We start from the raw sequence: 23,536 nt of genomic DNA on the forward strand, positions 1-23,536 counted from the left end.
GGGATTCGGTTGTCGGGACGGGCGGCGGCCCGAGGCCGCCGCCCGTCGCCCGGTGGTCCGGTGGGTCAGTTGTTCAGGGCCGGGATGATGTCCCGTCCGTACGCGTCGATCACGGACTCCGTGGCGTCATGCATGGCGTACACGGCGAACTGGTCGACACCCAGGTCCCGCAGCGTCCGCAGCTTCTCGATGTGCGCCTCCGCGGGCCCCAGCAGGCAGAAACGGTCGACGACCTCGTCGGGGACGAACTCGGTGTCGGGATTGCCCGCACGCCCGTGGTGGGCGTAGTCGTAGCCCTGGCGGGCCTTGATGTAGCTGGTCAGCGCGGCGGGTACGAGGTCGGAGTCCTCGCCGTAGCGGGCGACGAGGTCGGCGACGTGGTTGCCGACCATGCCTCCGAACCAGCGGCACTGCTCCCGCGCGTGCTGGATGTCGTCGCCGACGTAGGCGGGTGCGGCGACGCAGACCGTGACGTCGTCCGGGTCTCGGCCGGCCTGCGCGGCGGCGACCCGCACGGCCTTCACCATCGACTCCGTCAGATACGGGTCGGCGAGCTGGAGGATGAAGCCGTCCGCCTCACGGCCCGCCATGGCCAGCGCCTTCGGCCCGTACGCCGCCATCCACACCGGCAGCTTCCCGTCACGCACCCATGGGAACTTCAGCGGCGTACCGTCGACGACCGCTTCGCGTCCCTCCGCCAGGTCGCGGATGACGGACATCGCGTCGCTGACCCGCGCGAGGGTGTTCGGCCGGCGTCCGGCCACGCGCATCGCCGAGTCGCCCCTGCCGAGGCCGCACACCGTCCGGTTGCCGTACATCTCGTTCATCGTCGCGAAGGTGGAGGCGGTGACCTCCCAGGCGCGGGTGCCGGGGTTGGTGACCATGGGGCCGACGATCAGCCGGTCGGTGTTCTCCAGCACGCGGCTGTGGATGACGAACGGCTCCTGCCACAGCACCGCCGAGTCGAACGTCCAGCCGTACCGGAAACCCTGCCGCTCGGCACGCTGCATGAGGCCGACCGTGCGGGACCCTGGCGGATCGGTCTGCAGTACGAGTCCGAAGTCCATGCCCTGTCCGTCCTTTCTGTTCAGACACAGCAACCGCTGGTCTCAGTCGAGGAGTTGGCACAGACCGCGGGGCGTGTACTGCCCGTGCCCGGCTCGTCCTGTGTAAGTGCGCCTGTCGATGACGGTCTCGCCGCGCGAGAGCACTGTCTCGACCTGCCCGGTGATCTGCTTGCCCTCGTACGCCGAGTAGTCGACGTTCATGTGGTGCGTCTCGACCGAGAGGGTCTGCTGGGCCTCCGGGTCGTAGACGACGATGTCGGCGTCCGAACCGGGCTGCAGCGTCCCCTTCTTGGGGTAGAGCCCGAACATGCGGGCCGGGGTGGCACAGGCCAGCTCGATCCAGCGGCGGCGCGAGATGTGCCCGTCGAGCACGGCCTGGTGCAGCAGGTCCATGCGGTGCTCGACGCCCGGCATGCCGTTGGGGATCTTCGAGAAGTCCCCGCGGCCCAGCTCCTTCTGGCCGACGAAGCAGAACGGGCAGTGGTCGGTGGAGACCACCTGGAGGTCGTTCGTACGCAGGCCCCGCCACAGCGCGGCCTGGTGCTCGCGGGGACGGAGCGGCGTGGAGCAGACGTACTTGGCGCCGCCGAAGTCCGGCTCGGCGAGGTTGTCGGTCGAGAGGAAGAGGTACTGCGGGCAGGTCTCCGCGAACACCGGCAGACCCTTGTCCCGTGCCGTCGCCAGCTCGGCCACGGCCTCCTCCGCCGAGACGTGCACGACGTACAGCGGCGAACCGGCCACCCGCGCGAGCTGGATGGCGCGGTGCGTGGCCTCCGCCTCCAGCAGCGCCTTGCGCACCTCTCCGTGGTGGCGGGGGTCGGTGCGGCCGGCGGCCAGGGCCTGTTCGACGAGGACGTCGATGGCGATGCCGTTCTCCGCGTGCATCATGGTCAGCCCGCCGTTGGCGGCGGTGCGCTGCATGGCGCGCAGGATCTGCCCGTCGTCGCTGTAGAAGACGCCGGGGTAGGCCATGAACATCTTGAAGGAGGTGATGCCCTCCTCCACCAGCATGTCCATCTCCTTCAGCGTCCCCTGGTTCACGTCGGAGAGGATCATGTGGAAGGCGTAGTCGATGGAGCACTGCGCGTCGGCCTTGGCGTGCCAGCGGTCCAGGCCCTCGCGCAGGGCGTGCCCCTTCTGCTGCACGGCGAAGTCGACGATGGTGGTCGTGCCGCCCCACGCGGCGGCCTTGGTGCCGCTCTCGAAGTCGTCGGAGGAGAAGGTGCCTCCGAAGGGGAAGTCCATGTGGGTGTGGCCGTCGACCCCGCCCGGGATGACGTACTTGCCGGTGGCGTCGATGGTCCGCTCGGCGTTCCAGCCTTCGGCCACGCTGCTGCCGGTGGCGGCGGTGGCGACGATCCGTCCGTCCTCGACGAGTACGTCCGCGTGCGTCTCGTCGGCCGCGGTGATGACGAGTCCCCCGCGAACGACCGTACGTGAGTGCGTCATTGCGTGCTCTTCCCTTCGAGCTCGGTGTCGGCGGCACGCAGGGCGTCCTCCAGGATCTCGGCGCCCTCCTCCGCCTCCGCGACGGTCAGGCTCAGCGGCGGCGCGATGCGCAGCACGCTGCTGGTGGCGTGGCCGCCGCCCTTGCCGATGAGCAGGCCCCTCTCGCGTGCCGCCTCCAGCACCAGCGAAGCCGCCCGCGGCGACGGGGTGTCGGTGTGCGGCTCGACCATCTCCACGCCGGCCATCAGGCCGCGGCCGCGTACCTCCCGTACGACGCCGAGGCCGGCCGAGGCGGCCCGCAGCCGCTCCAGCAGCAGGCCGCCGACGCGGCGCGCGTTGCCCTGAAGGTCGTGTTCCAGCAGATAGTTGAGGTTGGCGTTGCCGGCGGCCATGGTGACGGGGCTGCCGCCGAAGGTGGAGATGGAGTTGGCCGGCAGGCAGTTCATGACCTCGGCGCTCGCGACGACACCGCCGATGGACATGCCGTTGCCGATGCCCTTGGCGAAGGTGAGCATGTCCGGCGGTCCGGCCCGGTCGTGGGCCTGCCAGCCCCAGAAGTGCTCGCCGGTGCGGCCCCAGCCCGTCTGCACCTCGTCGCTGATCCACAGGATGCCGTGCTCGCGCAGGACTTCACGGAACGAGGCGAGCAGACCGTCCGGCGGTGAGGTGAACCCGCCGACGCCCTGCACCGGTTCGGCGATCAGCGCGGCGACGTCGCCGCCGGTCTGGCCGAGCATGTCCTCCAGGTCCGCGGTGCAGGCCTCGGTGAACTCGGCGTCGTCCAGGGCGGCGTAGGGCCCGCGGGTACGGACGCCGCCGTGCACGTAGAGCGTCTGCAGCGGCGAGAGGCTCGTGGGCGACCAGGAGCGGTTGCCGGTGATGCCGATCGCCGAGAACGAGCGGCCGTGGTAGCTGTTGCGCAGCGCCAGGATCTGGTTGGAGCGGCGGTACGTCGTGGCCAGCAGCAGCGCCGTGTCGTTCGCCTCGGTGCCCGAAGTGGTGAAGAAGACGCGGGCGTCGGGGATACCGGACAGCGCGGCGATGCGCTCGGCCAGCTCCACCATGGGACGGTCGAGATAGAGGCTGGAGGTGTGCAGGATGCGCCCGGCCTGCTCGCTGACGGCCTTGGTGACCTCGGGCAGGGCGTGCGCCGTCATCGTGGTGAGGATGCCGCCGAAGAAGTCGAGGTAGCGGTTGCCCTCGCCGTCCCAGACGTGCCTGCCCTCGCCGTGGGTGATCTCCATCGGCTCGCCGTAGTAGAGCGCGAGCCAGTCGGGCATGACGGCGCGGTGGCGCCGGAGCAGCGCGTCGGCGGAGCCCGCGGTGTGCTGGGCATTCATCAGGGACGCACCAGCCCTTCGTACGCGTCGGGGCGGCGGTCCCGGTAGAAGGCCCACTGCTGCCGCACCTCGTCGATCACGTCGAAGTCGAGGTCGCGCACCACCAGTTCCTCTTCCTTGTCGCTGGCGACGTCGCCGACGAACTGGCCGCGCGGGTCGACGAAGTAGCTCGTGCCGTAGAAGTCGTTGCTGCCGTACTCCTCGGTGCCGACGCGGTTGATGGCGGCTACGAAGTACTCGTTGGCGACGGCGGCAGCGGGCTGCTCCAGCTGCCAAAGGTGGCTGGAGAGGCCCCGGGAGGTGGCCGAGGGGTTGTAGACGAGCTGGGCGCCTTCAAGGCCCAGGGCACGCCAGCCCTCGGGGAAGTGGCGGTCGTAGCAGATGTAGACGCCGACGCGGCCGACGGCGGTGTCGAAGACGGGCCAGCCCAGGTTGCCGGGCTTGAAGTAGAACTTCTCCCAGAATCCCGGCAGTTGGGGCAAGTGGTGCTTGCGATAGCTGCCCAGCACCGTGCCGTCGGCGTCGATGACGGCGGCGGTGTTGTAGTAGAAACCGGGCTGTTCGACCTCGAAAACAGGGACGACGACGACCATTCCCGTCTCCCGCGCAAGCTCCTGCATGCGCCGCACGGTCGGTCCGTCCGGCACGGGCTCCGCCCACTTGTAGTGCTCGGCGTCCTGCACCTGGCAGAAGTACGGGGCATTGAAGACCTCTTGGAAGCCGATGATGCGGGCGCCCTGACGGGCCGCTTCGCGCGCGTGCTGCACATGCTTCTCGATCATCGAGTCTGTGTCGCCGGTCCATGTCGCCTGCACGAGTGCGGCGCGCACAACATCGGGCATGAGCAGCTCCTTTGCCGGGAGGTCAAGGCCATTCGACACGCGTAGATCCACGTGAGAATGTGACCGTAGGTCGGGTCTCGCACGGTGGCAAGGGCATCTGCGCCACGTCGCCCGAACGATCTCCTTCCCACAGGCAGGTACGCGGCCTGCCGGCGCGGCCGTCCGCACGCCGCCCACCAGGCACGACGAGTGGTGGCGGCGCAGCAGGCACAGGTATTCCCCGGGCCGTCACAGCGCCTTGGGCACGCCGGGAACCTCCGCCGTCCGCAGGGCGGCGGCGACCCTGCTCCACTGCTCCTGGGACATCGCGCTGGCCGCCTCCAGCACGAGGCGTACGAGCACCGCCGGCTCGGCGCGCACCACCTGCGCGGCCCCGGCGGGCGTACGGGCCCGTATCACCGCCGCCAGCAGCTCCGTGGCCTCACGCTCCCGGCCCGCGCGGTGCAGGGCGAGTGCCGCCTCCGCGATCTGGTGCGGCGGACGGGACACGCCGAGGCGCAGCATCCGGATGCCGTCCTCGTCGCGGCCGAGGGCGGCCAGGGCCGCGGCCGCGGCGGCGAAGGCCTCGGAGGGCAGAGCCGCCGCCTCCCACAGCAGTGTTCCCGCATCCGGTGCCAGCCCGCGCCCCTGCAACTCGTCGACCAGCACGGCGAATCGGAGCGGCGGCCAGTGCGCGGCCTCGCACAGCAGGGCGTGCGCCTCTCCCCCGCTTCCGGCTCGCCGCAGCCGTACGAGCCGTGCCGCGGCCTCGTCCGCGAGCGTGCGGGCCGCGGCGATCTCCGCACGGGAAGGGACGGTCCCGACGGCGGTGGGCTGCTGCACCGATCCGGCGAACCGTGCGCCGCGCGGCGCGAATTCACCGCTCGCGGAACCACCGCCCCGCGTCACGCCACCGGGATCACCCGCGTCGCCGGTACGGGGAGCGAGGTCGGGCGAGGGGGCGCCGGGCGGCACGATCGGCGCCGGTTCCGCGGCCTCCGCCTCCTCGCCGGGGGCGCCCGCGAAACGCGAACCGCCCGTGCGGGCACGCCTCTTGGGCGGAGGCGGCGCGGTGACCGCATCGGGCGGGGCGACCGCATCGGCACCGGTGGCCGCACGGGACTCGGCGGCCGCATCGGGCGCGGTGGCCTCGGCATCTGTGCCGGGCCCCGTCGGCTTGGCGTGACCCGTCGGCTTGGCGTGACCCGTCGGCTTCGCGTGCCCCGTGGCCGCCACGGCCGCGAGGCGGGCGCGCAGTTCCGCGCAGCGCGACTCGACGCGTACGAGATAGTCACGCGCCCACGCCTGCTCCTCGCCGCCGCCCTCTGCCTCCAGCGCGCGGACACGCGCCGCCGCCTCGTCCAACTCCCCCGCTGCCGCGGCGAGTCGCTGACGCAGCACCGGTTCGCCGCCGACATGGCGGTCGTACGCGACGACGGCCGTGCCGTGCAGCGGGCGCAGCCGCTCCTCCGCCTGCACCGCCGCGCCGGGACCGTGCAGTCGCCGCAGGTCCTCCAGCAGTGAGGCCACTACGTCCCACGGCGGCATCTCCCGCCCCGACAGACACTCGCGCAGCCCGTCCGGATCGTGCTCCGCGAAGACGGCGAACCAGCCCGACGCGGGATCCAGCCGCCGGGCCATCGCGAGGAGTTCTGCGGCGTACGAACGCACCGCGCCGGGAGGTTGCCGGACGGCCGCCGGAGCGGGCATATCAGCCATGCCCCGCATTCCACACCCGCCGTGTTACGGCGCGTGTTACCGGAACGCTACGGACGTTTTTCGTCCCGCTCCCAGCGGCCGTCCGGCCGGCTGCTGTTCCCTGTGCTCTCCGGCTCCCGCTACTGCTCCTGCTCCTGCTTCCGCTCCTACTTCTTCGAGGGACGCACCACCATCGCGGAGCCGCCGCCGCGCCGCTCCTCCTCGGCCGCAGCGAGCCAGCGCCCGTCCGGCAGCGGCTGCACGGCCGTGGCCGCACCCAGCTCCTCGATCTCGGTGAAGGAGTGGCCGAGATCCTCCAGTTCGGGCCGTACGCCGCTGTCGTACAGCTTCGGCTCGATCTCGGTCTTCGCAGCGTTGCGCTGGCTGGCGCGCGGTGCGTTGAGCGCCTTGTCGAGCCGCATGCCGCGGTCCACGTGGTTGATCATGCTCTGGAGCACCGTGGTGATGATCGTGGCGCCGCCGGGTGAGCCGAGCGCGAAGGCGGGCTTGCCGTCGTCGAGCACGATCGTCGGCGACATCGACGAGCGCGGACGCTTGCCCGGACCGGGCAGGTTCGGGTCGTGCACGTCCGGGTCGGCGGCCTTGAAGGAGAAGTCCGTCAGCTCGTTGTTGAGCAGGAAGCCCCGCCCGGGGACGGTGATGCCGCTGCCACCGGTCTGCTCGATCGTGAGGGTGTAGGAGACGACGTTGCCCCACTTGTCGGCGGTCGTCAGGTGCGTAGTGCTCTCGCCCTCGTACGTCGTGGGCGCGGCCTTGTCACCGGAACCGCAGTCCGCGGGGTCACGCGGATCGCCGGGCGCCACCGGGCTCTTCAGCACCTCGTCGTCCTTGATGAGGCAGGCACGCGAGTCGGCGAAGCGCTGTGACAGCAGCTCCTTCGTCGGCACGTCCTCCGCCGCCGGGTCGCCGACCCACCGGCCGCGGTCGGCGAACGCGACGCGGCTCGCCTCGATGTAGCGGTGCAGCAGCTGCTTCTTGCTGAGCTCGCCCAGGTCGCTGCGTTCCAGGATGTTCAGCGCCTCGCCCACGGTCGTGCCGCCGGAGGAGGAGGGCGCCATGCCGAAGACGTCGAGACCGCGGTAACGGGTGTGCGAGGGCGCCTGCTTCTTGATCTTGTACGCCTTCAGGTCCTCGTTCGTCAGGTCGCCCTTGCGCACCTTCTCGCCGCCGTCCGGGTCCACCGGGGGCTTGCGTACCGTCTCCACGATGTCGTCGGCGATCGCCCCGTCGTAGAGCGGGCCGGTGCCCTCGCGGGCCATCGTGTCGTACGTACGGGCGAGGTCCGGGTTGCGCATGGTGCTGCCCGTCTCGGGCAGCTTGCCGCCGGGCATGAACAGGTCGACCGTGTCGGGGAACTTGCGGAAGCGCTCCTCGTTGTCTGCGGTCTGCTGACGGAAGGTCTTGTCGACCTCGAAGCCGTCACGGGCGAGCTTCTCGGCGGGGGCGAGGACCTTGCCCAGCGGCTTGGTGCCCCACCTGCCGAGCGCCTTCTCCCAGGTGGCGGGCGTTCCCGGAGTGCCCACGCTCAGGCCGCTGGTGACGACCTCGTCGAACGGCAGCGCCTTGCCGTCCTCCTGGAAGAGCTTCTCGTCGGCGCTCTTCGGGGCGGTCTCGCGTCCGTCGAGGGTGCGGATCTTCCCGCTGGCCGCGTCGTAGGAGACGAAGTAGCCGCCTCCGCCGACGCCCGCCGAGTAGGGCTCGGTGACGCCGAGCGCGGCCGCGGTGGCCACTGCGGCGTCGACGGCGTTCCCGCCCTGCTTGAGCACCTTGATGCCGGCTGCGGACGCGTCGGCGTCGACGCTGGATACGGCGCCGCCGTGACCGACCGCGACCGGCTTCTTCGACGGCTCGCGGTCCGCGCCCTGGCCGCTTCCGGTGAAGGCGGGCGCGGCGGCCACACCCACCGTCGCCACCGCGGCGGTGGCGGTGATCACGGCGAGCAGTCTGGCAGAACGGCGGTTGGTCATACGCCGCATGGAGACCTCCTGAGGTGACGGGTCAGCGAAGACTAGCCCGCAGCCGCAGGCACGTCAGCACCGGTGCTGCGCCGATCCCGCAGACTCCCGTACGCCCCCTTCGCCTGCGGATGTACGCTGCCGCACCATGACGGAGAACCTGCCTTGGCTCGTGCTGGGTGTGCTCGCGGTGGCCCTGGCCGTCGCCCTGGGCTGGTTCGCGCGCACGTATCTGTGGCAGCGCGGACTGAGCCGGAAGCAGCGCTTCTTCGGCCTGCCGGAGCACTCCGAGTGTCTGCTGGTGGTCAACCGCGACGCGGCGACCGCCGAGTGGTCCGTCGCCCGCAACGACGTCTTCGCGCTGCTGGAGCTGTCGGCGGTCGTCAAGGAGTGCGGTGCGAACGGGGACGTCATATCCCACGACATGGCGCAGCAGGGCTTCGGCGAGCGCACCGAGTTCTGCTTCGGCGGGCCCGTCTCGAACCGCCGCATGGCGGCGCATCTCCAGTCGCTGCTGCCCGGCGTCCACATCGACACGGAGACCGGGAACAGCCCGGACCGGGGCGCCTTCACGATCGGCGGCGAACGGCATCTGCTGGAGTCCGGGGTGCGGGAGCACGTGCTGCTCGCACGTCTGACGGCCGGGCAGGGCGACGGCGCCCGTCCCGTCTTTCTCTTCTGCGGCCAGCGTTCCGTCACGAACCAGGCCGCGGCCCGCTATCTGGCCCGGCACCACGCGCGGCTGATGCGCAAGTACGGCACGAACGGGAACTTCTGCGTGCTGCTGAGGGTCGTCAACTCCCAGGCGTACGGGGCGGACGTCGTCGAACTCGTCGCCGACGTCACCCGTGCGGCGACCGCGCCGCCGCCGTCCCAGGCCGACGCGGACGGTGGCGGACGACGCGGCAACCACCGCGCGAAGAGCTGAGCCGCCGCGGGAAGCCGGCCCGGCGGCACCGTCCTCACCCCTCGGAGAACTCCGCGTAGCGCTGCGACAGCTCCGGGGTGCCGGTCTCCGCCCACGAGGCCCCTTCCTCCAGCACGTCCAGCTCCCGGCCCGACTCCAGCCGCACCACAGGCTGACCGTCGGGCCGCAGCCGCCACGCGGCGCCCGGCACCGTACGCACCAGGACCGTGCCCAGATACAGGCCCGCGTCGCTGCCGAGCCAGGGTGCGACCTCCGGGTCCTCGCGCCAGCGCGGCAGGAGCTGGTCGAGCGCCGACAACGACTCGGCGGAGTCGTCGAGTTCGACTCCGGCGTCCTCGGCCTGGTTACGCAGCAGTTCGCATTCCGAGAGGAGTTGGGCGGCGCCCTCGGGGTCGCTGGACACCGCGTCCGCGAGCGACGCGCTCTGCGCCTCCTCGTGCCTCTTACGCCAGTTGTCCAGGAAGGGGATGTTCATACGGGTCAGGGTGGCATCCCCACATGGGCCCGCACCACAGGCACGCTGTGCATCGGGCAGGGGTGCGGAAAAAACGGTCAGTGTCCCGACCGGACACCTTGACGCCGCTTTGCCGTCTCTCTACCTTCACCGGGCCTCGTTCGAATCGGGGTGCGAGGAGCGGGTGTTGGTGCCGGACGAGAGAGAGGACTGTCGGCGTGCGCGGACGTCTGTGGAACGTTCCCCTCATGATCCTGCTGACCGCCGCGGGGACCCCCGCGGTCGCGGTCGCGGAAAGCCGCACAGCGACGAACACCACTGAGCCGCTCCCTTTGGAGCGGCTCTTCGACAACCGGGCGGTGAGTGACGACGCACGCCCCGGTGAGGCCGACTTCGACGGGGCGGGCAACTCCCTGTCCGCACAGGATCTGCGCGCCGCCGGCTGGAATCCCGGCCGGCTTCTCGGACTCGACTCCGCCTCGCTGCGCTGGCCGCACACCCGGCCCGGCAGCCCCGACAACGTGACGGCCGACGGACAGCAGGTGCGGCTGAGCGGAACGGGCAACGCCATCTCGCTCCTGGTGGCGGGCACATCGCGCGGCGGTCCCGGCACGGACGTCACCGGCACCGGCACCGTCCGCTACTGGGACGGCTCCACGTCGGCCTACACGCTCTCCGCCCCCGACTGGCGCGGCGGCCCCCTCGCCACGAAGGCCGTGGCGCTGCCGCACGTCAACACCGGATCCGGCGGCCCGCTCGCCGAGAAGGCCAAGCTGTACGCGGTGACCGTGCCGGTGGAGGAGGACCGCCGCATCCGCTCGATCACGCTGCCCCGCGACCCCGGCACCGAGAGCGATCTGCACGTCTTCGCCGCGTCCGTACGGCGCGACGAGTCGTCCTGGACGGGGAGCTGGACGACGAGCACCGCCGGCTACACCACCGTCGGCCCCTGGGAGAACCAGACCCTCCGGCTGGTCGTGCACCCCTCGGCCGGCGGTTCCCGTACACGGATCAAGCTGGCGAACACCTTCGCCTCCGGCCCCGTCGAGATCGGACACGCGTCGGTCGTCGTACAGCGCGAGGGCGCCACAGGGCGGGGCCGGCCGGTGCGGCTGCAGTTCGGCGGACGCGACGGCGTGGTGATGCCCGCGGGCACGAGCGCCGTCAGCGACCCCGTCGGCTTCCAGGTGCCCGCCGGCACCAATCTGCTGGTCAGCATCCACCTGCCGGGGCCGGTCGCGGCGGCCCCGGTGCACAGCGCGACCAGCCAGCGCAGCTACGTGAGCGCGAACGGCAGCGGCGACCGCACAGGAGACACGGAAGGCAGCGCGTTCACCGGGTCGTTGGAGGTCTGGCCCTTCCTCACGGCCGTCGACGTGCGGGGCGGCCCGGGATCCGTCGTCGCGTTCGGCGACTCCATCACCGACGGGGTCCGCTCCACGCCGGGCGCCAACCGCCGCTGGCCGGACGTGCTGGCGCGGCGGCTGCGCGCACAGCAGGAGGTCCCGCGCTACGGGGTGCTCAACCAGGGCATCTCCGCGAACCGCGTCGTCTCCGACCGCTATCCCGGCGACGGGGTCAGCGACGACACCGGCGGCGTCAGCGCCGTGCACCGGCTGGAGCGCGACGTACTGGCGCAGACGAACGCGGACACCGTCGTCGTCTTCGAAGGCATCAACGACGTGCGGTGGGGCGCGACGCCCGAAGAGGTCATCGCGGGCCTGAAGGAGATCGCGCGGCGGGCGCACGAGCGTGGACTGCGGGTCATCGGCGCCACCCTGACGCCCTGTGAGGGCTACAAGGACTGCTTCCCGGAAGTGGACGCCAAGCGCAGCGCCGTCAACGCCTTCGTACGCGACAGCAAGGGCACCTTCGACGCGGTGCTCGACTTCGACGCCGTCGTACGGGACCCGGCGCGCCCGCAGCGGATGCTCCCCGCCTATGACAGCGGGGACCATCTGCACCCGGGCGACGCGGGGTTGAAGGCGATGGCGGACTCGGTGGAGCTGAAGAAGCTGGTGCCGTAACCCTCGGGCCGGGCCGGGGCTCCGGGGCGTCGTCCGGCGCCCCGGAGCCCCCGCCCGGTCAGACTTCGAGGTCGACGACGACCGGGGCGTGGTCGGAGGCTCCCTTGCCCTTCCGCGCCTCGCGGTCGACGTAGGCGTCCTTGACGGCCGCCGCGAAGAGGGCGTTGCCGTAGACGAGGTCGATGCGCATGCCCCTGTTCTTGGGGAAGCACAGCTGCCGGTAGTCCCAGTACGTGTAGGGGTGGTCGTACTTCAGAGGGCGGGGCATCACATCCGTCAGGCCCTCCTCGCGCAGCGCCTTCAGGGCGGCGCGCTCCAGCTCGGTGACGTGCGTGGAGCCCTCGAATTCGGCGCGGTCGTAGACGTCTTCGTCGGCCGGGGCGATGTTGTAGTCGCCCAGTATCGCGAAGGGGGTGTCGCCGGAGACCTCGTGCCGGGCGGTGAGGCGCAGCGCCTCCAGCCACCGCAGCTTGTAGTCGTAGTGCGGATGGCCGACCTCGCGGCCGTTGGGCACATACACCGACCACACCCGCACGCCGCCGCAGGTGGCGGCAGCGGCGCGGGACTCCTGGCCGCCCTCGTACGCCGGGCCCTCGGTCAGGCCGAGGACGGTGTCGGCGAGGCCGACGCGGGAGAGCACCGCCACCCCGTTCCACCGTCCGTCGCCGTTGACCAGCGACTCGTAACCCAGCGCCTCGACTTCGGCGGCGGGGAACGCCTCGGCGGAGCACTTCAGCTCCTGGAGACAGACCACATCGGGGCCGGCGGACTCCAGCCACTCCAGCAGCCGCGGCAGTCGGGCCCCGACGGAATTCACGTTCCAGGTCGCGATACGCATGCCGTGAAATCTACCGCGCCACACCGACACTCTCGCCGGGGGCCAGACGGCCGTGCTCCACGCCTCCGAGGTCGCCGATCATCCGGTCGTAGACCGGCCGTGCCCGGTCCGCGAGGAGCCCGTCGTGCACGTCGAGGGCGCGGCGCGGCGCGACCTCCCGTACGTAGTCGATGACCTCGGAGACCTTGCTCCAGGGGGCGTGCACCGGCAGCAGCAGCGTGTCGACGTACCGGCCCGGTACGGTCAGCGCGTCGCCCGGGTGGAAGACCGAACCGTCCACGACATAGCCGCAGTTGACGATCCGCGGGATGTCCGGATGGATGACGGCGTGCAGCTGGCCGTGCACCTCGACCTCGAATCCGGCGGCGTCGAAGGTGTCGCCCTCGCCGACGGTGTGCACGCGGCCGGGGAAGGTGGTGGAGATCTTCTCGGCGACGCTGCGCGGCGTCCAGATCTGCGCGGCCGGGTTGGCCTCCATGGCGGCGCGCAGCCGGCCCTCGTCGAAGTGGTCCGGGTGCTCGTGCGTGACGAGGATCGCATCGGCTCCGACGGCGGCGTCGTCCTCGCTGAAGCCTCCGGGGTCGATGACGAGCGTGCGCCCGTCCTGCTCGATCCGTACGCAGGCGTGGCCTTTCTTGATCAGCTTCATGGGGCCCATTCTGCCTGTCGCCGACGGCCGTTCGTCCGACGCGGGCCGGGTGGCTCCCCTCTGCCGCGTCGCCGGAGTCACCCCGGGTACGGGGCGTGTGCGGACTGACGCCGTTGCCGACGTGTCCCGTGGAGATTGAGCACGACGGCACTGACCACCGGGATGACGATCATGAGGGCGCCGCAGCCGGTGAGGACGGTGGGGCCGCTGGTCCTGTCGAGGAGGAAGCCGCCGAGCGCCGCCCCCAGAGGAGAGGCGGTGAGCAGCACGGCGCTGCGTGCGGCCAGGACCGTGGTGAGCGAGCCGGCGGGTGCCCGTTCCTGGAGCAGGGTGAAGGAGAGCGCGGAGTACGGGCCGTACACGAGCCCGGCGAAGGCGAAGCCGGCCAGGGAGGGGAGTGCGGTGTGGGTGAGGGCGAAGGGGAGCATGCCGACGCCGTGTCCGGCGATGATCGCGAGCATGGCGGGCCACAGGGGAAGTCGTCTGGCCACGCCCAGCGCGAGAGCGCCGATGACGGCCCCGGTCCCGAAGGCGGCCCAGTAGGCGCCGAGCAGCCCCGGGCCGGCTTGCAGGTCGCCGGCGACGAATACGGGAAGAGCGACTTCGACCGGGCCGAAGGCGAAGTTGAACACCCAGGTCACGGCGAGCAGGCCGAGGAGTTCCGGCTGACGGCGCAGGATGCCGAGACCCTGGCGTGTGCCGCCGGCTGCCGCGACCGGTGACGACGGCAGGGCAGTGCGGGCGGTCCGAAAGGCGAGCACCGCGAACGTGGCGGCGTCCAAACCGATGATCCATGCCGGCGACGCCGCTGCCACGAGCAGACCCGCGAGAGCGGGTCCCGTGATCGTCGCGCTCCACACACTGGCGCTGAGCACGCTGTTGGCAACCAGACGTCGGTCGTCGGAGAGCAGAGGCGCGAACAGGGCGTGCTTGCCGGCCTTGCCCCAGGCGTGCAGCAGCGAGGAGGCAGCCAGGAGCCCGACGTACAGGGCCGGGGTGAGCACTCCCGCCAGCTGCGCAAGCGGGATGGCTCCCAGCAGCAAGGCCCGTAGCCCGGAGTCGGTCACCAGGAGCCGCTGCGCCGGAAGTTGTCGCATCCACCGCCCCAGAGCCACCGCACCCAGGGCACCGGGCAGGACATACGCGGCGACGGCGATGCCGGCCAGCGCGCCCTGGCCGCCCTCCGGCCCCAGCGCGAGTGCCAGCCACGCGACGGCGACGACGGTCATGCCGTCGCCCAGGTCGGACAGGGCGAAGACCGGCATCAGCCGCCGGAAGGTCCGGTCGGCGAACAGCGAGCGGTAGGGTCCGGGCAGCAGGCGTCCCGGCAGTGCTGAGAGCATGACGGTCACGGTCGTCCTTCAAGCATGCTTGAAGTCAATGACGGGCCTGGAAGGGGGACAGGCATGCGGTATCTGCCCATCGGTGAGCTGGCGGACAGGACTCGTGTGCGTGCCTCAGCCCTGCGCTACTGGGAAGAGCGCGGTCTGCTGCCCGGTGCGCGCCGCGAAGGCGGGCGCCGAGTATGGCCTGCGACTGCCGTCCGCCGGGTCGCGCTGATCAGGATGGCGCAGCGGGCCGGGTTCACCCTCGCCGAGATCACGCAGCTGCTCGCCGGCGACACCAGGCCGTCGGCCACGCGCCAGTGGCGGGACATGGCCACGCGCAAGCTGCCCGAACTCGACCGGCACATCGCTCAGACCCAGGCCCTGCGCCAGGCGGTCGCGGACTGTCTGGAGTGCGGCTGCATGAATTTCGACCAGTGCGAACTACTGGGCACCGCCGGCGCGGCGCCCTGACCGCAGCAACTTCACGGTCCTGCAGCCCCGAAGCCGGGCGCTGCGGGCGCGGGCGGGGTACGCCGGGCGTCAGTCCTCCGGCGTGGTCTCCTCGCGGATGACATCCTGAGCCACCGTGAACGCGGAGTTCGCGGCCGGAACGCCTGCGTACACCGCGGTCTGCAGGAGGACTTCCTTGATCTCCTCCGGCGTGAGCCCGTTGCGCAGGGCGGCGCGGATGTGGAAGGTCAGTTCGTCGAAGTGGCCGCGGGAGACGAGCGCGGTGAGGGTGATCACGCTGCGGGTACGCCGGTCGAGGCCCGGCCGGGTCCAGATCTCGCCCCAGGCGTAGCGGGTGGCGAAGTCCTGGAAGTCCTGGGTGAAGTCGTCCGCGTTCTCCTGCGCCCGGTCCACGTGCGCGTCGCCGAGGACCTCGCGGCGCACCTTCATCCCGGCGTCGTAGGTGTCGCCGCGGCCGGCCGCGGCGTCGGCGGACTCCAGTTCGGCTATGGCGCCGGTGGGTCTGGCCGGTACGGGCGTGATCACGGGGGCGGGCGCGGGCGGGCCCGCGGGGGACTCCTGCCAGCTCGTGGTGAAGTGCCTGATGATCAACTCGGTGACGGCGCCCGGCTGTTCGACAGGCGTCAGATGCGAGGCTCCGGGCACTATGGCGAGCCTGGCGTCCGGTATCCCGGCGACCAGGGCGCGGGCGTCGGAGGGCGGCGTCGCCTCGTCCTCGGCGCCCGCGACGACCAGCGTGGGAACTCCGATGCCGCCCAGTTCGCTGCGTACGTCGAAGGCGGCCAGCACCTCGCATGCCGCGATGTAGCAGCCGGGGTCGGTGGTGCGGACCATCTGCACGGCCCATTCCACGATCGCCGGCTGGGCCTCGCTGAAGCCTTCCGTGAACCAGCGCTCCGGCGTGGAGCGGGCGATGGGGTCGAGTCCGTTCGTACGGACGACGACACCGCGCTGCCGCCAGGCGTCGGCGGTGCCGAAGCGGGGCGAGCTGGAGATGAGGGCGAGGGAGGAGAGCCGGTCGCGCGCCAGCATGCCGAGCTGTATGCCGACGGCGCCGCCTATGGAGCACCCGGCGTAGCCGAAGCGCTGCACGCCGAGGGAGTCGAGGGTGGCTAGGACGCGCTCGGCGAGCGACGTCGCCGAGTCGGCGGGGTGCGCGGGGGCTCCGCCGTGACCGGGCAGGTCGAAGCGGAGAACGCGCCAGTTGCGGGTCAGCTCCGGTATCTGCCGGTCCCACATGTGCCAGGTCGTGCCGAGGGCCGGACCGAGCACGAGCACGGGGGCGTCGTCGGGGCCGTCGAGGCGGTGTTGCAACATCCGGTCACTCTGCTTCTCGCTCACGCGGCCACGCTACCCAGCGCGTGCCGGGGTGCGGCCTCGGGGGCATTGCTGTGTACATCAGAACTTCACGGTGGACACGACATACACACGGGGCATGCTCTTGTACGTGCGGTCGACGGTGATCGCCACATCGGGACGGCTCTTGCCCTGCCGGTACGTGGTGCCCTCGTAGTCGTGCCCGTCCCTGTCCAGGTCCCAGCCGACCTTCTCGGCCTCCTTGCCGCTGATGGTGACCTGCCCGGACCGCAGAGCGGAAGAGCTGGTGCCCACGTCGTCGAGGAAATCGCGGAGTTGCTTCTCCGGGAGGCGGAACTGCACGTAGAGCGTGCTGGTCTGCCAGGAGTTGGCCTCGTAGAAGGCGTAGTGGCTGGACTTGGACGGCAAGGGGACGTCGTAGACGTTGCGCTGGACCTTGCTCGGCCAGCCGTAGGTGAGGTTGGTGGCGGCGGCGTTGCGCTCCTTGTCCTCGCCGCTGTCCCGGCTCTCGAAGGCCGACTTGACCACGTATCCCGCGGGGACCGCGATCAGCAGTACGACGATGATCAGCGTGAGTATGCGGTGGCGGGGGCGGTGCGGCGGCCGCTGGGAGGGGCGCAGACTCTGCGGTGCGGTGGTCGTCACTGCCCCACCGCCCGTCGCAGGTTGTCCGCGGCCCGTTCGTAGCGCTCGTATCTCTCCAGGCGGCGCCGGTTGGCGCGGCGGAAGCGGCGGGCGACGAGGCGTGCCAGGTCGGCGGCGCCGACCATGCCCGCCTCGGGGCCGAGCTGTGCCTTGGCGATGGTGGCCTCCGGCCGGTATCCGCGGCCCGTCAGATGGCGCTTGAAGGCCTCACGGGCCGGATCGATGAGCAGTTCGTCGGCGGCGCTGACCCCGCCGCCGATCACGAAGCCGCCCGGGTCGAGGGCGGCGGCCAGGTTGGCGATGCCCACGCCGAGCCAGTGGCCGATGTCCTGGAGCAGTTCGGTGCACATGGCGTCGCCGCCGCGGGCGAGTTCGGTGATGAGCGGCCCGGTGATCTCCGAGGTCTGGCCGCCGACACGCTCCACGAGCCCGTACGCGACGGGCGAATCGGCGACGGCCAGTTCGCGCGCCTCGCGCACCAGGGCGTTGCCCGAGCTGTACTGCTCCCAGCAGCCGCGGTTGCCGCATGGGCAGCGGTGGCCGCCGGGCACGACCTGCATGTGCCCGAATTCGCCGGCCACTCCGTACTTGCCGCGCTTGACCTGGCCGTTCTCCAGGATGGCCCCGCCGATGCCCGTACCGAGCGTGATCATCACGAGGTGGTCCTCGCCGCGTCCGGCGCCGAAGCGCCACTCGCCCCACGCGGCGGTGTTCGCGTCGTTGTCGACCATCACCGGCACCGCGAGACGCGCGGTGAGGGCGTCCTTGAGGGGTTCGTCACGCCAGGCCAGATGCGGCGCGAACAGCACGCGGGAACGGTCGGCGTCCACCCAGCCGGCGGCGCCGATGCCCACGGCGTGCACGTCGTGCCGGTCCGAGAGGTCCAGGACCAGCTCGGCGATGGTGTCCTCGACGACCCTGGGGCTCTTGGACTTCTCGGGAGTCTCGGCGCGTACCTGCTCCAGGATCTGGCCGTCGGCGTCGACGACGCCCGCCATCACCTTCGTACCGCCGATGTCGATGCCGACAGTGGGGACCCGGGGCGCGGACAGGGGCGAACGCCGCTCCCGGGTGCTGACGGTCCGCAGAACGCTGGCGCTGGGCGCGGAGCGGCGGTAGAGACGGTCCCGGTCCGCGCGCTCTCGGTACATGCTCACTGCGCGGCCTTTCCTCTGTGCGCGGCTGCTGGCTGTGGGCCACGGGTCGGTCGGTCGTGGGCGGTCCGTACGGCGAATCCGTACGCCTGCCCACTGGCCGATTCTGCCCTACCGCGCGAGGCCGCGGCGCCACAGGCCCCTCACCAGGGACGATGCGAGGTGTCCTGTCCGGGCGCCTGCGGCCTCTTGCCGCTCACTGCAGATGCTGCGGGACCGGCGCGCGCTCCAGCTCGTGGCTGAGCTGTTCCAGCTCGCTGCCGCCGGACATCTGCCGGGTCAGCTCCTCCAGCTCCAGCCCGTCCTTGCGGTGGCTGCCGGCCATCGCGCCGCGCTTGAGCAGTACGAAGCGGTCCCCCACCAGATACGCGTGGTGAGGATTGTGGGTGATCAGCACCACTCCGAGTCCGGCGTCCCGGGCCGCCGCCACGTACTTCAGCACGACGCCGGACTGCTTGACGCCGAGCGCCGCCGTCGGCTCGTCCAGCACCAGCACCTTCGCGCCGAAGTAGACGGCGCGGGCGATCGCCACGCACTGCCGCTCACCGCCGGAGAGCGTGCCGATGGGCTGGTCGACGTCGCGCAGGTCGATGCCCATGCGCAGCAGCTCGGTGTGGGTGGTGCGGCGCATCTGCTCGACGTCGAGCCGCGCGAAGGGCCCACGGCCCTTGGTGGGTTCGGAGCCGAGGAAGAAGTTGCGCCAGACCGGCATCAGCGGGACGACGGCCAGGTCCTGGTAGACGGTGGCGATGCCGCGGTCCAGGGCCTCGCGCGGGGAGGAGAGCCGGGTCTCCGCGCCGTTGATGCGGAAGGTACCGGTGTCGTGCTGGTGCAGCCCCGCGACGATCTTGATGAGGGTCGACTTGCCGGCCCCGTTGTCACCGAGCACGCAGGTGATCTCGCCCGCGTGCACCTGCAGGGAGACCTCCTCCAGGGCGCGGATGTTGCCGTAGAACTTGCTGACGTCCGCCAGCTCCACGAGCGGTGCCGACTCCTGTGCCGGCTCCTGCGCCGACGCGGGCGCCTCGTCCCGGGCGGCGGGGGCGTCCTGCACGTCCCGGCTGTCCTGGGCGTCCTTCGGTGCGTTGCCCGCCACGTTCCCGTCCTTCTCCGCGGTCATCGGTTCGCCTCCGCCCGCTTGCGTATGTACGCGTTCAGCAGCACGGCGACCAGCAGCATCGCCCCGAGGAAGAACTTGAACCAGTCCGGCTCCCACTGCGCGTACACGATGCCCTTGCTCGTCATGCCGAAGATGAACGCGCCCACGGCGGCGCCGACCGCCGAGCCGTAACCACCGGTCAGCAGGCAGCCGCCGATGACGGCCGCGGCGATGTAGATCAGTTCGTTGCCGACGCCCTCGCCGGACTGGACGACGTCGTAGTTGAAGAGCAGATGCTGGCCGGATATCCACGCGCCCAGCGACACCCCGAGATACAGGCCGATCTTCGTACGGGCGACGGGGACGCCGACCGCGCGGGCCGTGTGCTGGCCCCCGCCGACCGCGAAGATCCAGTTGCCCGCCTTCGTACGCAGCAGCAGCCACGTCGCGAGCACCACCAGGCCCAGCCACCACACGACGGTGATCTGGATGTCGGCGGGGCCGATCGTCAGCTCGGAGGCGAACAGCGCCTTCGCCGAGGCGAACCCCTCCATGTCGGAGATGGTCTTGGTGGAGACGGTGCCGCTGATGAGCTTCGTCAGGCCGAGATTGAGACCCGTCAGCATCAGGAACGTGCCGAGCGTGATGATGAAGCTCGGCAGTTTCGTACGTACGAGCATGTAGCCGTTGAAGAGCCCGATGCCCAGCGTGACCAGCAGCGAGGCCCCGACGCCGACCCAGACGTTCGCCGTCATCTGGTAGCTGAACATCGAGGAGACCAGCGAGGAGGAGGTGACCATCACGCCGGTCGACAGGTCGAACTCCCCGCCGATCATCAGCAGCGCCACCGGCACCGCCATGATCCCGAGGGTCGAGGAGGCGTAGAGCACCGTGGAGAGGCTGGAGGCGCGCAGGAAGCTGTCGGCGACGACCGAGAAGACGACGAAGACGGCGATCGCGCCGACGACGGCTCCGAGTTCGGGGCGCCCCAGCAGCCGCTGCAGCAGCGACCGGTGCACCAGGCGCTCGTCGCTCCCCGCGGTCTTCCCGGCGGACCCGGCTCCCCCGGTGCCGCCGGCCTGGGTGGTTGCGTTCTCTTCCGCCGCCTCAGGGGCGCCGGAGGGTGTGGGTGTGGGTGCAGCCGTCATCGCGTTCCCCGCTTCGTGTACTTCTGCAAGGTGGATGCGTCCTTCTTCGTGAGGATCTGCGGGCCGGTCAGCACTGGCTTGCCGCCGCCCAGCATGTTGGCGTTGTAGCGCTCCAGCCACAGCAGGTCGACCGCCTCGTAGCCCTGCAGATACGGCTGCTGGTCCACGGCGAATCCGATCGAGCCGTCCTTGAGCCCCCGGGCCGCCTGGTCGTTGAGGTCGAAGGTGACGGTCTCGGCCTTGCTTCCCGCGCCCTCGGCGGCCTTGACGGCGGTGGGGGCGAAGGGTGCGCCGAGCGTCACGACGGTGTCGGTCTCGGGGTCCGACTGGAGTTCGGCCTCCAGGGAGGACTCCACGGCGGGCATGTTCGTACCGTCGGCGTGCAGGTTGCGTACCTCGCCGTCGAAGGTCTTGCGCACGCCGCGGCAGCGCTCCTCGTGCCCGACGTTGCCCTGCTCGTGCAGGAGGCAGACGGCCTTCTTGCGGCCGCGGTCGTTGAGCTCACGTCCGACGGCCTCGCCCGCGATCTCCTCGTCCTGGCCGATGTGGGCGAGGGCGCCGTACTTCTCGGACTGGTCCTGGCCGGAGTTGATGGTGACGACGGGGATGCCGGCCTTGACGGCCTTCTTCACCGCGCCCTTCATCGCGTCCGGCTTGGCGAGGGAGACGATCAGGCCGTCCACCTTGTTGTCGACGGCGGCCTTGACGAGCTGCGCCTGGCGGCCCGCCTCCTTGTCGTGCGAGTAGTGGAACTCGATGTTGTCCTTCGCGGCGGCCTGCTTGGCGCCGCTCTGCACGATGTCCCAGAAGGTGTCCCCCTCGCCGGAGTGGCTCACCATCGCGATCTTCCAGCGGGGAGTGCCCACCGCCGCCTCGCCGCCGACCGCCGCGTTGCGCTCCTCCTCCGCCCGCTTTCCGCCGGTGCTGCTGCATCCCGCGAGCCCGACGGACGCGAGGACGACGGACGCGAGGACGACGGCTGTCATCACTGCCCGGCCCGCGTGCTTTCCCCTGCGGTTCCCGCGGAACCCTTCCAGCCTCGACACGTACTGCTGACCTCTCGGTACGGGTGCTTCTGTTCATCCCGGCGCCCGCGGCGGCCACCGGTACCGGCGCGGACGCCCGCGCCAGTATCGGCGACCTGCCTGCGGCGGGTGTTCACCGGGTGCCGCGCTTGGTGTACTTCTCCAGCCGGGGCACGTCCTTCTTGGTGACGACCGCCGGGCCGGTCAGCACGGGCTTGCCGCCGCCCAGTTCGTTGGCGTTGTAGGAGTGCAGCCACAGCGCGTCGACCGCCTCGTACCCCTGCAGGTAGGGCTGCTGGTCGACGGCGAAGCCGAAGCTGCCGTCCTTCAGTCCCTTCACGACCTGCGCGTTGAGGTCGAAGGTGTCGATCTCCGCCTTGCTGCCGGCCTTCTCCTTGGCCTTCGCCGACGTCGCCGCGAAGGGGGCGCCGAGGGTGAGGACGGTGTCGATGCCGCTGTCCGACTGGAGCTTGGCCTCCACGGAGGACTGCACGTCGGGCATGTTCGTGCCGTCGACGTTGAGCGTGCTCATCTCGCCGTCGAACGTCTTCTTCGCGCCCGCACAGCGCTCTTCGAGCGAGACGTTGCCCTGCTCGTGAATGACGCACAGGGCCTTCTTGCGGTCCCGCTTGTTGAGCTCGTCGCCTACCGCCTCACCCGCGATCGCCTCGTCCTGCCCGATGTGCGAGAGCGCACCGAACCCGGCCGAGTGCTCACCGCCGGAGTTGATGGTGATCACCGGAATCCCGGCGTCCACCGCCTTCTTCACGGCGCCCTTCATCGCGTCGGGCTTGGCGAGCGTGACGATCAGCCCGTCGACCTTCTTGTCGATGGCCGACTGCACGAGCTGCGCCTGGCGGCCCGCCTCGTCGTCGTGCGAGTAGTCGAACTGGACGTTGTCCTTGCGGGCCGCGTCCTTCGCTCCGCTCTGCACGATGTCCCAGAAGGTGTCGCCCTCACCGGAGTGCGAGACCATCGCGATCGTCATGCGCGGGGTGTTGACGCCCTTGCCGCCGCCCGCGCCGCTGCTTTTCTCCTCGTCACCCTTGCCGCCGGAGCTGCTGCAGCCGGCGGCGAGAAGTGCCGCGCTCGTCAGGGCTACCGCCACCGTTGTCGCTCTACGTGCTCTACGCCGAAGGACCATGAGCGGAGTTCTAGCCGGGCCCGGAGCGAGGCGTCAATACTTTGTCCGAACATTCTCCATGAGAGTTTGTCCGAACAAAGCCTGAGGGCTCCCGGCCAGGGGTACGGCCGCCCCTGGTCCGGCATCCGTGCGGCCGGGAACCCCTCGCGGCCGGGGTCAGGACCGTACGAGGAGCTGGAACTCGAAGGAGTAGCGCGAGGCCCGGTACAGATGCGAGGCGTACTCGACGGGACGCCCCGTGTCGTCGAAGGTCGTCCGCTCCATCGTCAGCAGCGGCGCCCCCGGCTCCTCCCCCAGCAGCTTCGCCTCCTCCGTGGTGGCGGCCCGCGCGCCGACGGACTGCCGCGCGCTGTGCAGGGTGACGCCGAGCCCGCGCATCAGCCGGTAGAGGCCCGTGGACTCCAGCTCCTCGCCGCGCTCGCCCTGCAGCAGGTCGCCCGGCAGATGATTGCGGAGGAAGGCCATCGGCTCGCCGTGGGTCAGCCGGAGCCGCTCCACGCGCCGCACCTGGGCGCCCTCGGCGACGGCGAGGGCGGCGGCCACCTCGGCCGTCGCCTCCTCCTTCTCGTACCGCAGCAGCTGCGTGGCGGGGCGCTGACCGGCCGCTTCCAGGTCGTCGTAGAGGCTGCTCAGCTCCAGCGGCCGCCTCACCTGGCTGTGCACGACCTGCGTGCCGATGCCGCGCCGCCGCACCAGCAGGCCCTTGTCGACGAGCGACTGGATGGCCTGGCGCACCGTGGGACGGGACAGCCCCAGCCGCCCCGCGAGTTCGATCTCGTTGCCGAGGAGGCTGCCGGGGGAGAGTTTTCCGCGTTCGATGGCGGTCTCGAGCTGCTGGGCGAGCTGGAAGTACAGGGGGACCGGGCTGCTGCGGTCCACGCTGAACTCGAGGTCCACGGGATCATTCTTGGCCACGGGGGGAGCGTAGTGGGCCGGGCGGCCCACTGGAAGGCGTAAG

General features: G+C 71.0%; 21 protein-coding genes. 3 read left to right on the forward strand and 18 right to left on the reverse strand.

Annotated elements, in window-relative coordinates; genetic code table 11:
• Positions 1-65 precede the first annotated feature (65 nt).
• The 6 genes from ACSMXX_RS04520 to ggt form a co-directional block, all read right to left on the reverse strand.
• Positions 66-1,067 carry a TIGR03842 family LLM class F420-dependent oxidoreductase gene (locus tag ACSMXX_RS04520; protein WP_473182739.1) on the reverse strand — a complete coding sequence of 334 codons (1,002 nt, stop codon included), beginning with the start codon at positions 1,065-1,067 and terminating at the stop codon, positions 66-68.
• Positions 1,068-1,109: 42 nt separating this feature from the next.
• Positions 1,110-2,516: a dihydropyrimidinase gene (gene hydA, locus ACSMXX_RS04525; protein WP_473182740.1), complete on the reverse strand. Its 1,407-nt coding sequence runs from the start codon at positions 2,514-2,516 to the stop codon at positions 1,110-1,112.
• A complete protein-coding gene (locus ACSMXX_RS04530; protein ID WP_473182741.1) occupies positions 2,513-3,856 on the reverse strand; it encodes an aspartate aminotransferase family protein in 1,344 nt (447 codons plus the stop codon). The genes hydA and ACSMXX_RS04530 overlap by 4 nt, the downstream gene beginning before the upstream one ends.
• Positions 3,856-4,698: a nitrilase-related carbon-nitrogen hydrolase gene (locus ACSMXX_RS04535; protein ID WP_473182742.1), complete on the reverse strand. Its 843-nt coding sequence runs from the start codon at positions 4,696-4,698 to the stop codon at positions 3,856-3,858. Before ACSMXX_RS04535 ends, ACSMXX_RS04530 begins: the two co-directional genes overlap by 1 nt.
• A 228-nt stretch (positions 4,699-4,926) precedes the next feature.
• Positions 4,927-6,396, reverse strand: coding sequence for a hypothetical protein (locus tag ACSMXX_RS04540; protein WP_473182743.1), 1,470 nt, complete (start codon positions 6,394-6,396; stop codon positions 4,927-4,929).
• 146 nt (positions 6,397-6,542) lie between these two features.
• Positions 6,543-8,372 carry a gamma-glutamyltransferase gene (gene ggt, locus ACSMXX_RS04545; RefSeq protein WP_473182744.1) on the reverse strand — a complete coding sequence of 610 codons (1,830 nt, stop codon included), beginning with the start codon at positions 8,370-8,372 and terminating at the stop codon, positions 6,543-6,545.
• A 127-nt stretch (positions 8,373-8,499) separates the two neighbouring features.
• Between ggt and ACSMXX_RS04550 the strand changes: the two genes are divergently transcribed.
• Positions 8,500-9,279 carry a hypothetical protein gene (locus ACSMXX_RS04550; protein WP_473182745.1) on the forward strand — a complete coding sequence of 260 codons (780 nt, stop codon included), beginning with the start codon at positions 8,500-8,502 and terminating at the stop codon, positions 9,277-9,279.
• 34 nt (positions 9,280-9,313) lie between these two features.
• Here the strand turns inward: ACSMXX_RS04550 and ACSMXX_RS04555 are convergent, their stop codons facing one another.
• Positions 9,314-9,754: a DUF6278 family protein gene (locus ACSMXX_RS04555; protein ID WP_473182746.1), complete on the reverse strand. Its 441-nt coding sequence runs from the start codon at positions 9,752-9,754 to the stop codon at positions 9,314-9,316.
• A gap of 227 nt (positions 9,755-9,981) precedes the next feature.
• On the opposite strand from ACSMXX_RS04555, the gene ACSMXX_RS04560 reads away from it, so the two are divergent.
• Positions 9,982-11,760, forward strand: a complete 1,779-nt coding sequence (locus tag ACSMXX_RS04560) for an SGNH/GDSL hydrolase family protein (protein ID WP_473184630.1) — start codon at positions 9,982-9,984, stop codon at positions 11,758-11,760.
• 58 nt (positions 11,761-11,818) lie between these two features.
• On the opposite strand, the gene ACSMXX_RS04565 is transcribed toward ACSMXX_RS04560, so the two are convergent.
• The 3 genes from ACSMXX_RS04565 to ACSMXX_RS04575 all read right to left on the reverse strand — a co-directional run bounded on the left by ACSMXX_RS04565 (position 11,819) and on the right by ACSMXX_RS04575 (position 14,590).
• Positions 11,819-12,598 (reverse strand): exodeoxyribonuclease III, encoded by a 780-nt coding sequence (locus tag ACSMXX_RS04565; RefSeq protein WP_473182747.1) that lies wholly within the window; start codon positions 12,596-12,598, stop codon positions 11,819-11,821.
• Between the two features lie 10 nt (positions 12,599-12,608).
• Entirely contained in the window at positions 12,609-13,247 is a 639-nt protein-coding gene (locus ACSMXX_RS04570; protein WP_473182748.1) for an MBL fold metallo-hydrolase, read from the reverse strand.
• A 77-nt stretch (positions 13,248-13,324) separates the two neighbouring features.
• Positions 13,325-14,590 (reverse strand): MFS transporter, encoded by a 1,266-nt coding sequence (locus ACSMXX_RS04575; RefSeq protein WP_473182749.1) that lies wholly within the window; start codon positions 14,588-14,590, stop codon positions 13,325-13,327.
• A 63-nt stretch (positions 14,591-14,653) separates the two neighbouring features.
• Here ACSMXX_RS04575 and ACSMXX_RS04580 point away from each other — a divergent pair, with 63 nt between their 5' ends.
• Positions 14,654-15,046, forward strand: a complete 393-nt coding sequence (locus ACSMXX_RS04580) for a MerR family transcriptional regulator (protein ID WP_473182750.1) — start codon at positions 14,654-14,656, stop codon at positions 15,044-15,046.
• Between the two features lie 69 nt (positions 15,047-15,115).
• Here ACSMXX_RS04580 and pcaDC read toward each other — a convergent pair whose 3' ends face one another.
• From pcaDC to ACSMXX_RS04620, 8 genes are all read right to left on the reverse strand, one after another.
• Positions 15,116-16,363: a bifunctional 3-oxoadipate enol-lactonase/4-carboxymuconolactone decarboxylase PcaDC gene (pcaDC, locus tag ACSMXX_RS04585; RefSeq protein ID WP_473184631.1), complete on the reverse strand. Its 1,248-nt coding sequence runs from the start codon at positions 16,361-16,363 to the stop codon at positions 15,116-15,118.
• Between the two features lie 81 nt (positions 16,364-16,444).
• The gene (locus ACSMXX_RS04590; RefSeq protein WP_473182751.1) at positions 16,445-17,008 is read right to left on the reverse strand and encodes a hypothetical protein; all 564 of its coding nucleotides are present in this window, start codon (positions 17,006-17,008) and stop codon (positions 16,445-16,447) included.
• Entirely contained in the window at positions 17,005-18,159 is a 1,155-nt protein-coding gene (locus ACSMXX_RS04595; protein ID WP_473184632.1) for an ROK family glucokinase, read from the reverse strand. The genes ACSMXX_RS04590 and ACSMXX_RS04595 overlap by 4 nt, the downstream gene beginning before the upstream one ends.
• A gap of 199 nt (positions 18,160-18,358) precedes the next feature.
• Positions 18,359-19,282 (reverse strand): ATP-binding cassette domain-containing protein, encoded by a 924-nt coding sequence (locus ACSMXX_RS04600; RefSeq protein WP_473182752.1) that lies wholly within the window; start codon positions 19,280-19,282, stop codon positions 18,359-18,361.
• On the reverse strand, positions 19,279-20,409 hold the full coding sequence (locus tag ACSMXX_RS04605; RefSeq protein ID WP_473182753.1) for an ABC transporter permease: 1,131 nt from the start codon (positions 20,407-20,409) through the stop codon (positions 19,279-19,281). The genes ACSMXX_RS04600 and ACSMXX_RS04605 overlap by 4 nt, the downstream gene beginning before the upstream one ends.
• Positions 20,406-21,395 (reverse strand): sugar ABC transporter substrate-binding protein, encoded by a 990-nt coding sequence (locus ACSMXX_RS04610; protein ID WP_473182754.1) that lies wholly within the window; start codon positions 21,393-21,395, stop codon positions 20,406-20,408. The genes ACSMXX_RS04605 and ACSMXX_RS04610 overlap by 4 nt, the downstream gene beginning before the upstream one ends.
• Before the next feature lie 172 nt (positions 21,396-21,567).
• The gene (locus tag ACSMXX_RS04615) at positions 21,568-22,578 is read right to left on the reverse strand and encodes a sugar ABC transporter substrate-binding protein (protein WP_473182755.1); all 1,011 of its coding nucleotides are present in this window, start codon (positions 22,576-22,578) and stop codon (positions 21,568-21,570) included.
• Positions 22,579-22,734: 156 nt separating this feature from the next.
• Positions 22,735-23,457 carry a GntR family transcriptional regulator gene (locus ACSMXX_RS04620; RefSeq protein WP_473184633.1) on the reverse strand — a complete coding sequence of 241 codons (723 nt, stop codon included), beginning with the start codon at positions 23,455-23,457 and terminating at the stop codon, positions 22,735-22,737.
• Positions 23,458-23,536 lie beyond the last annotated feature (79 nt).

Source organism: Streptomyces sp. DSM 116795, from assembly GCF_055792905.1.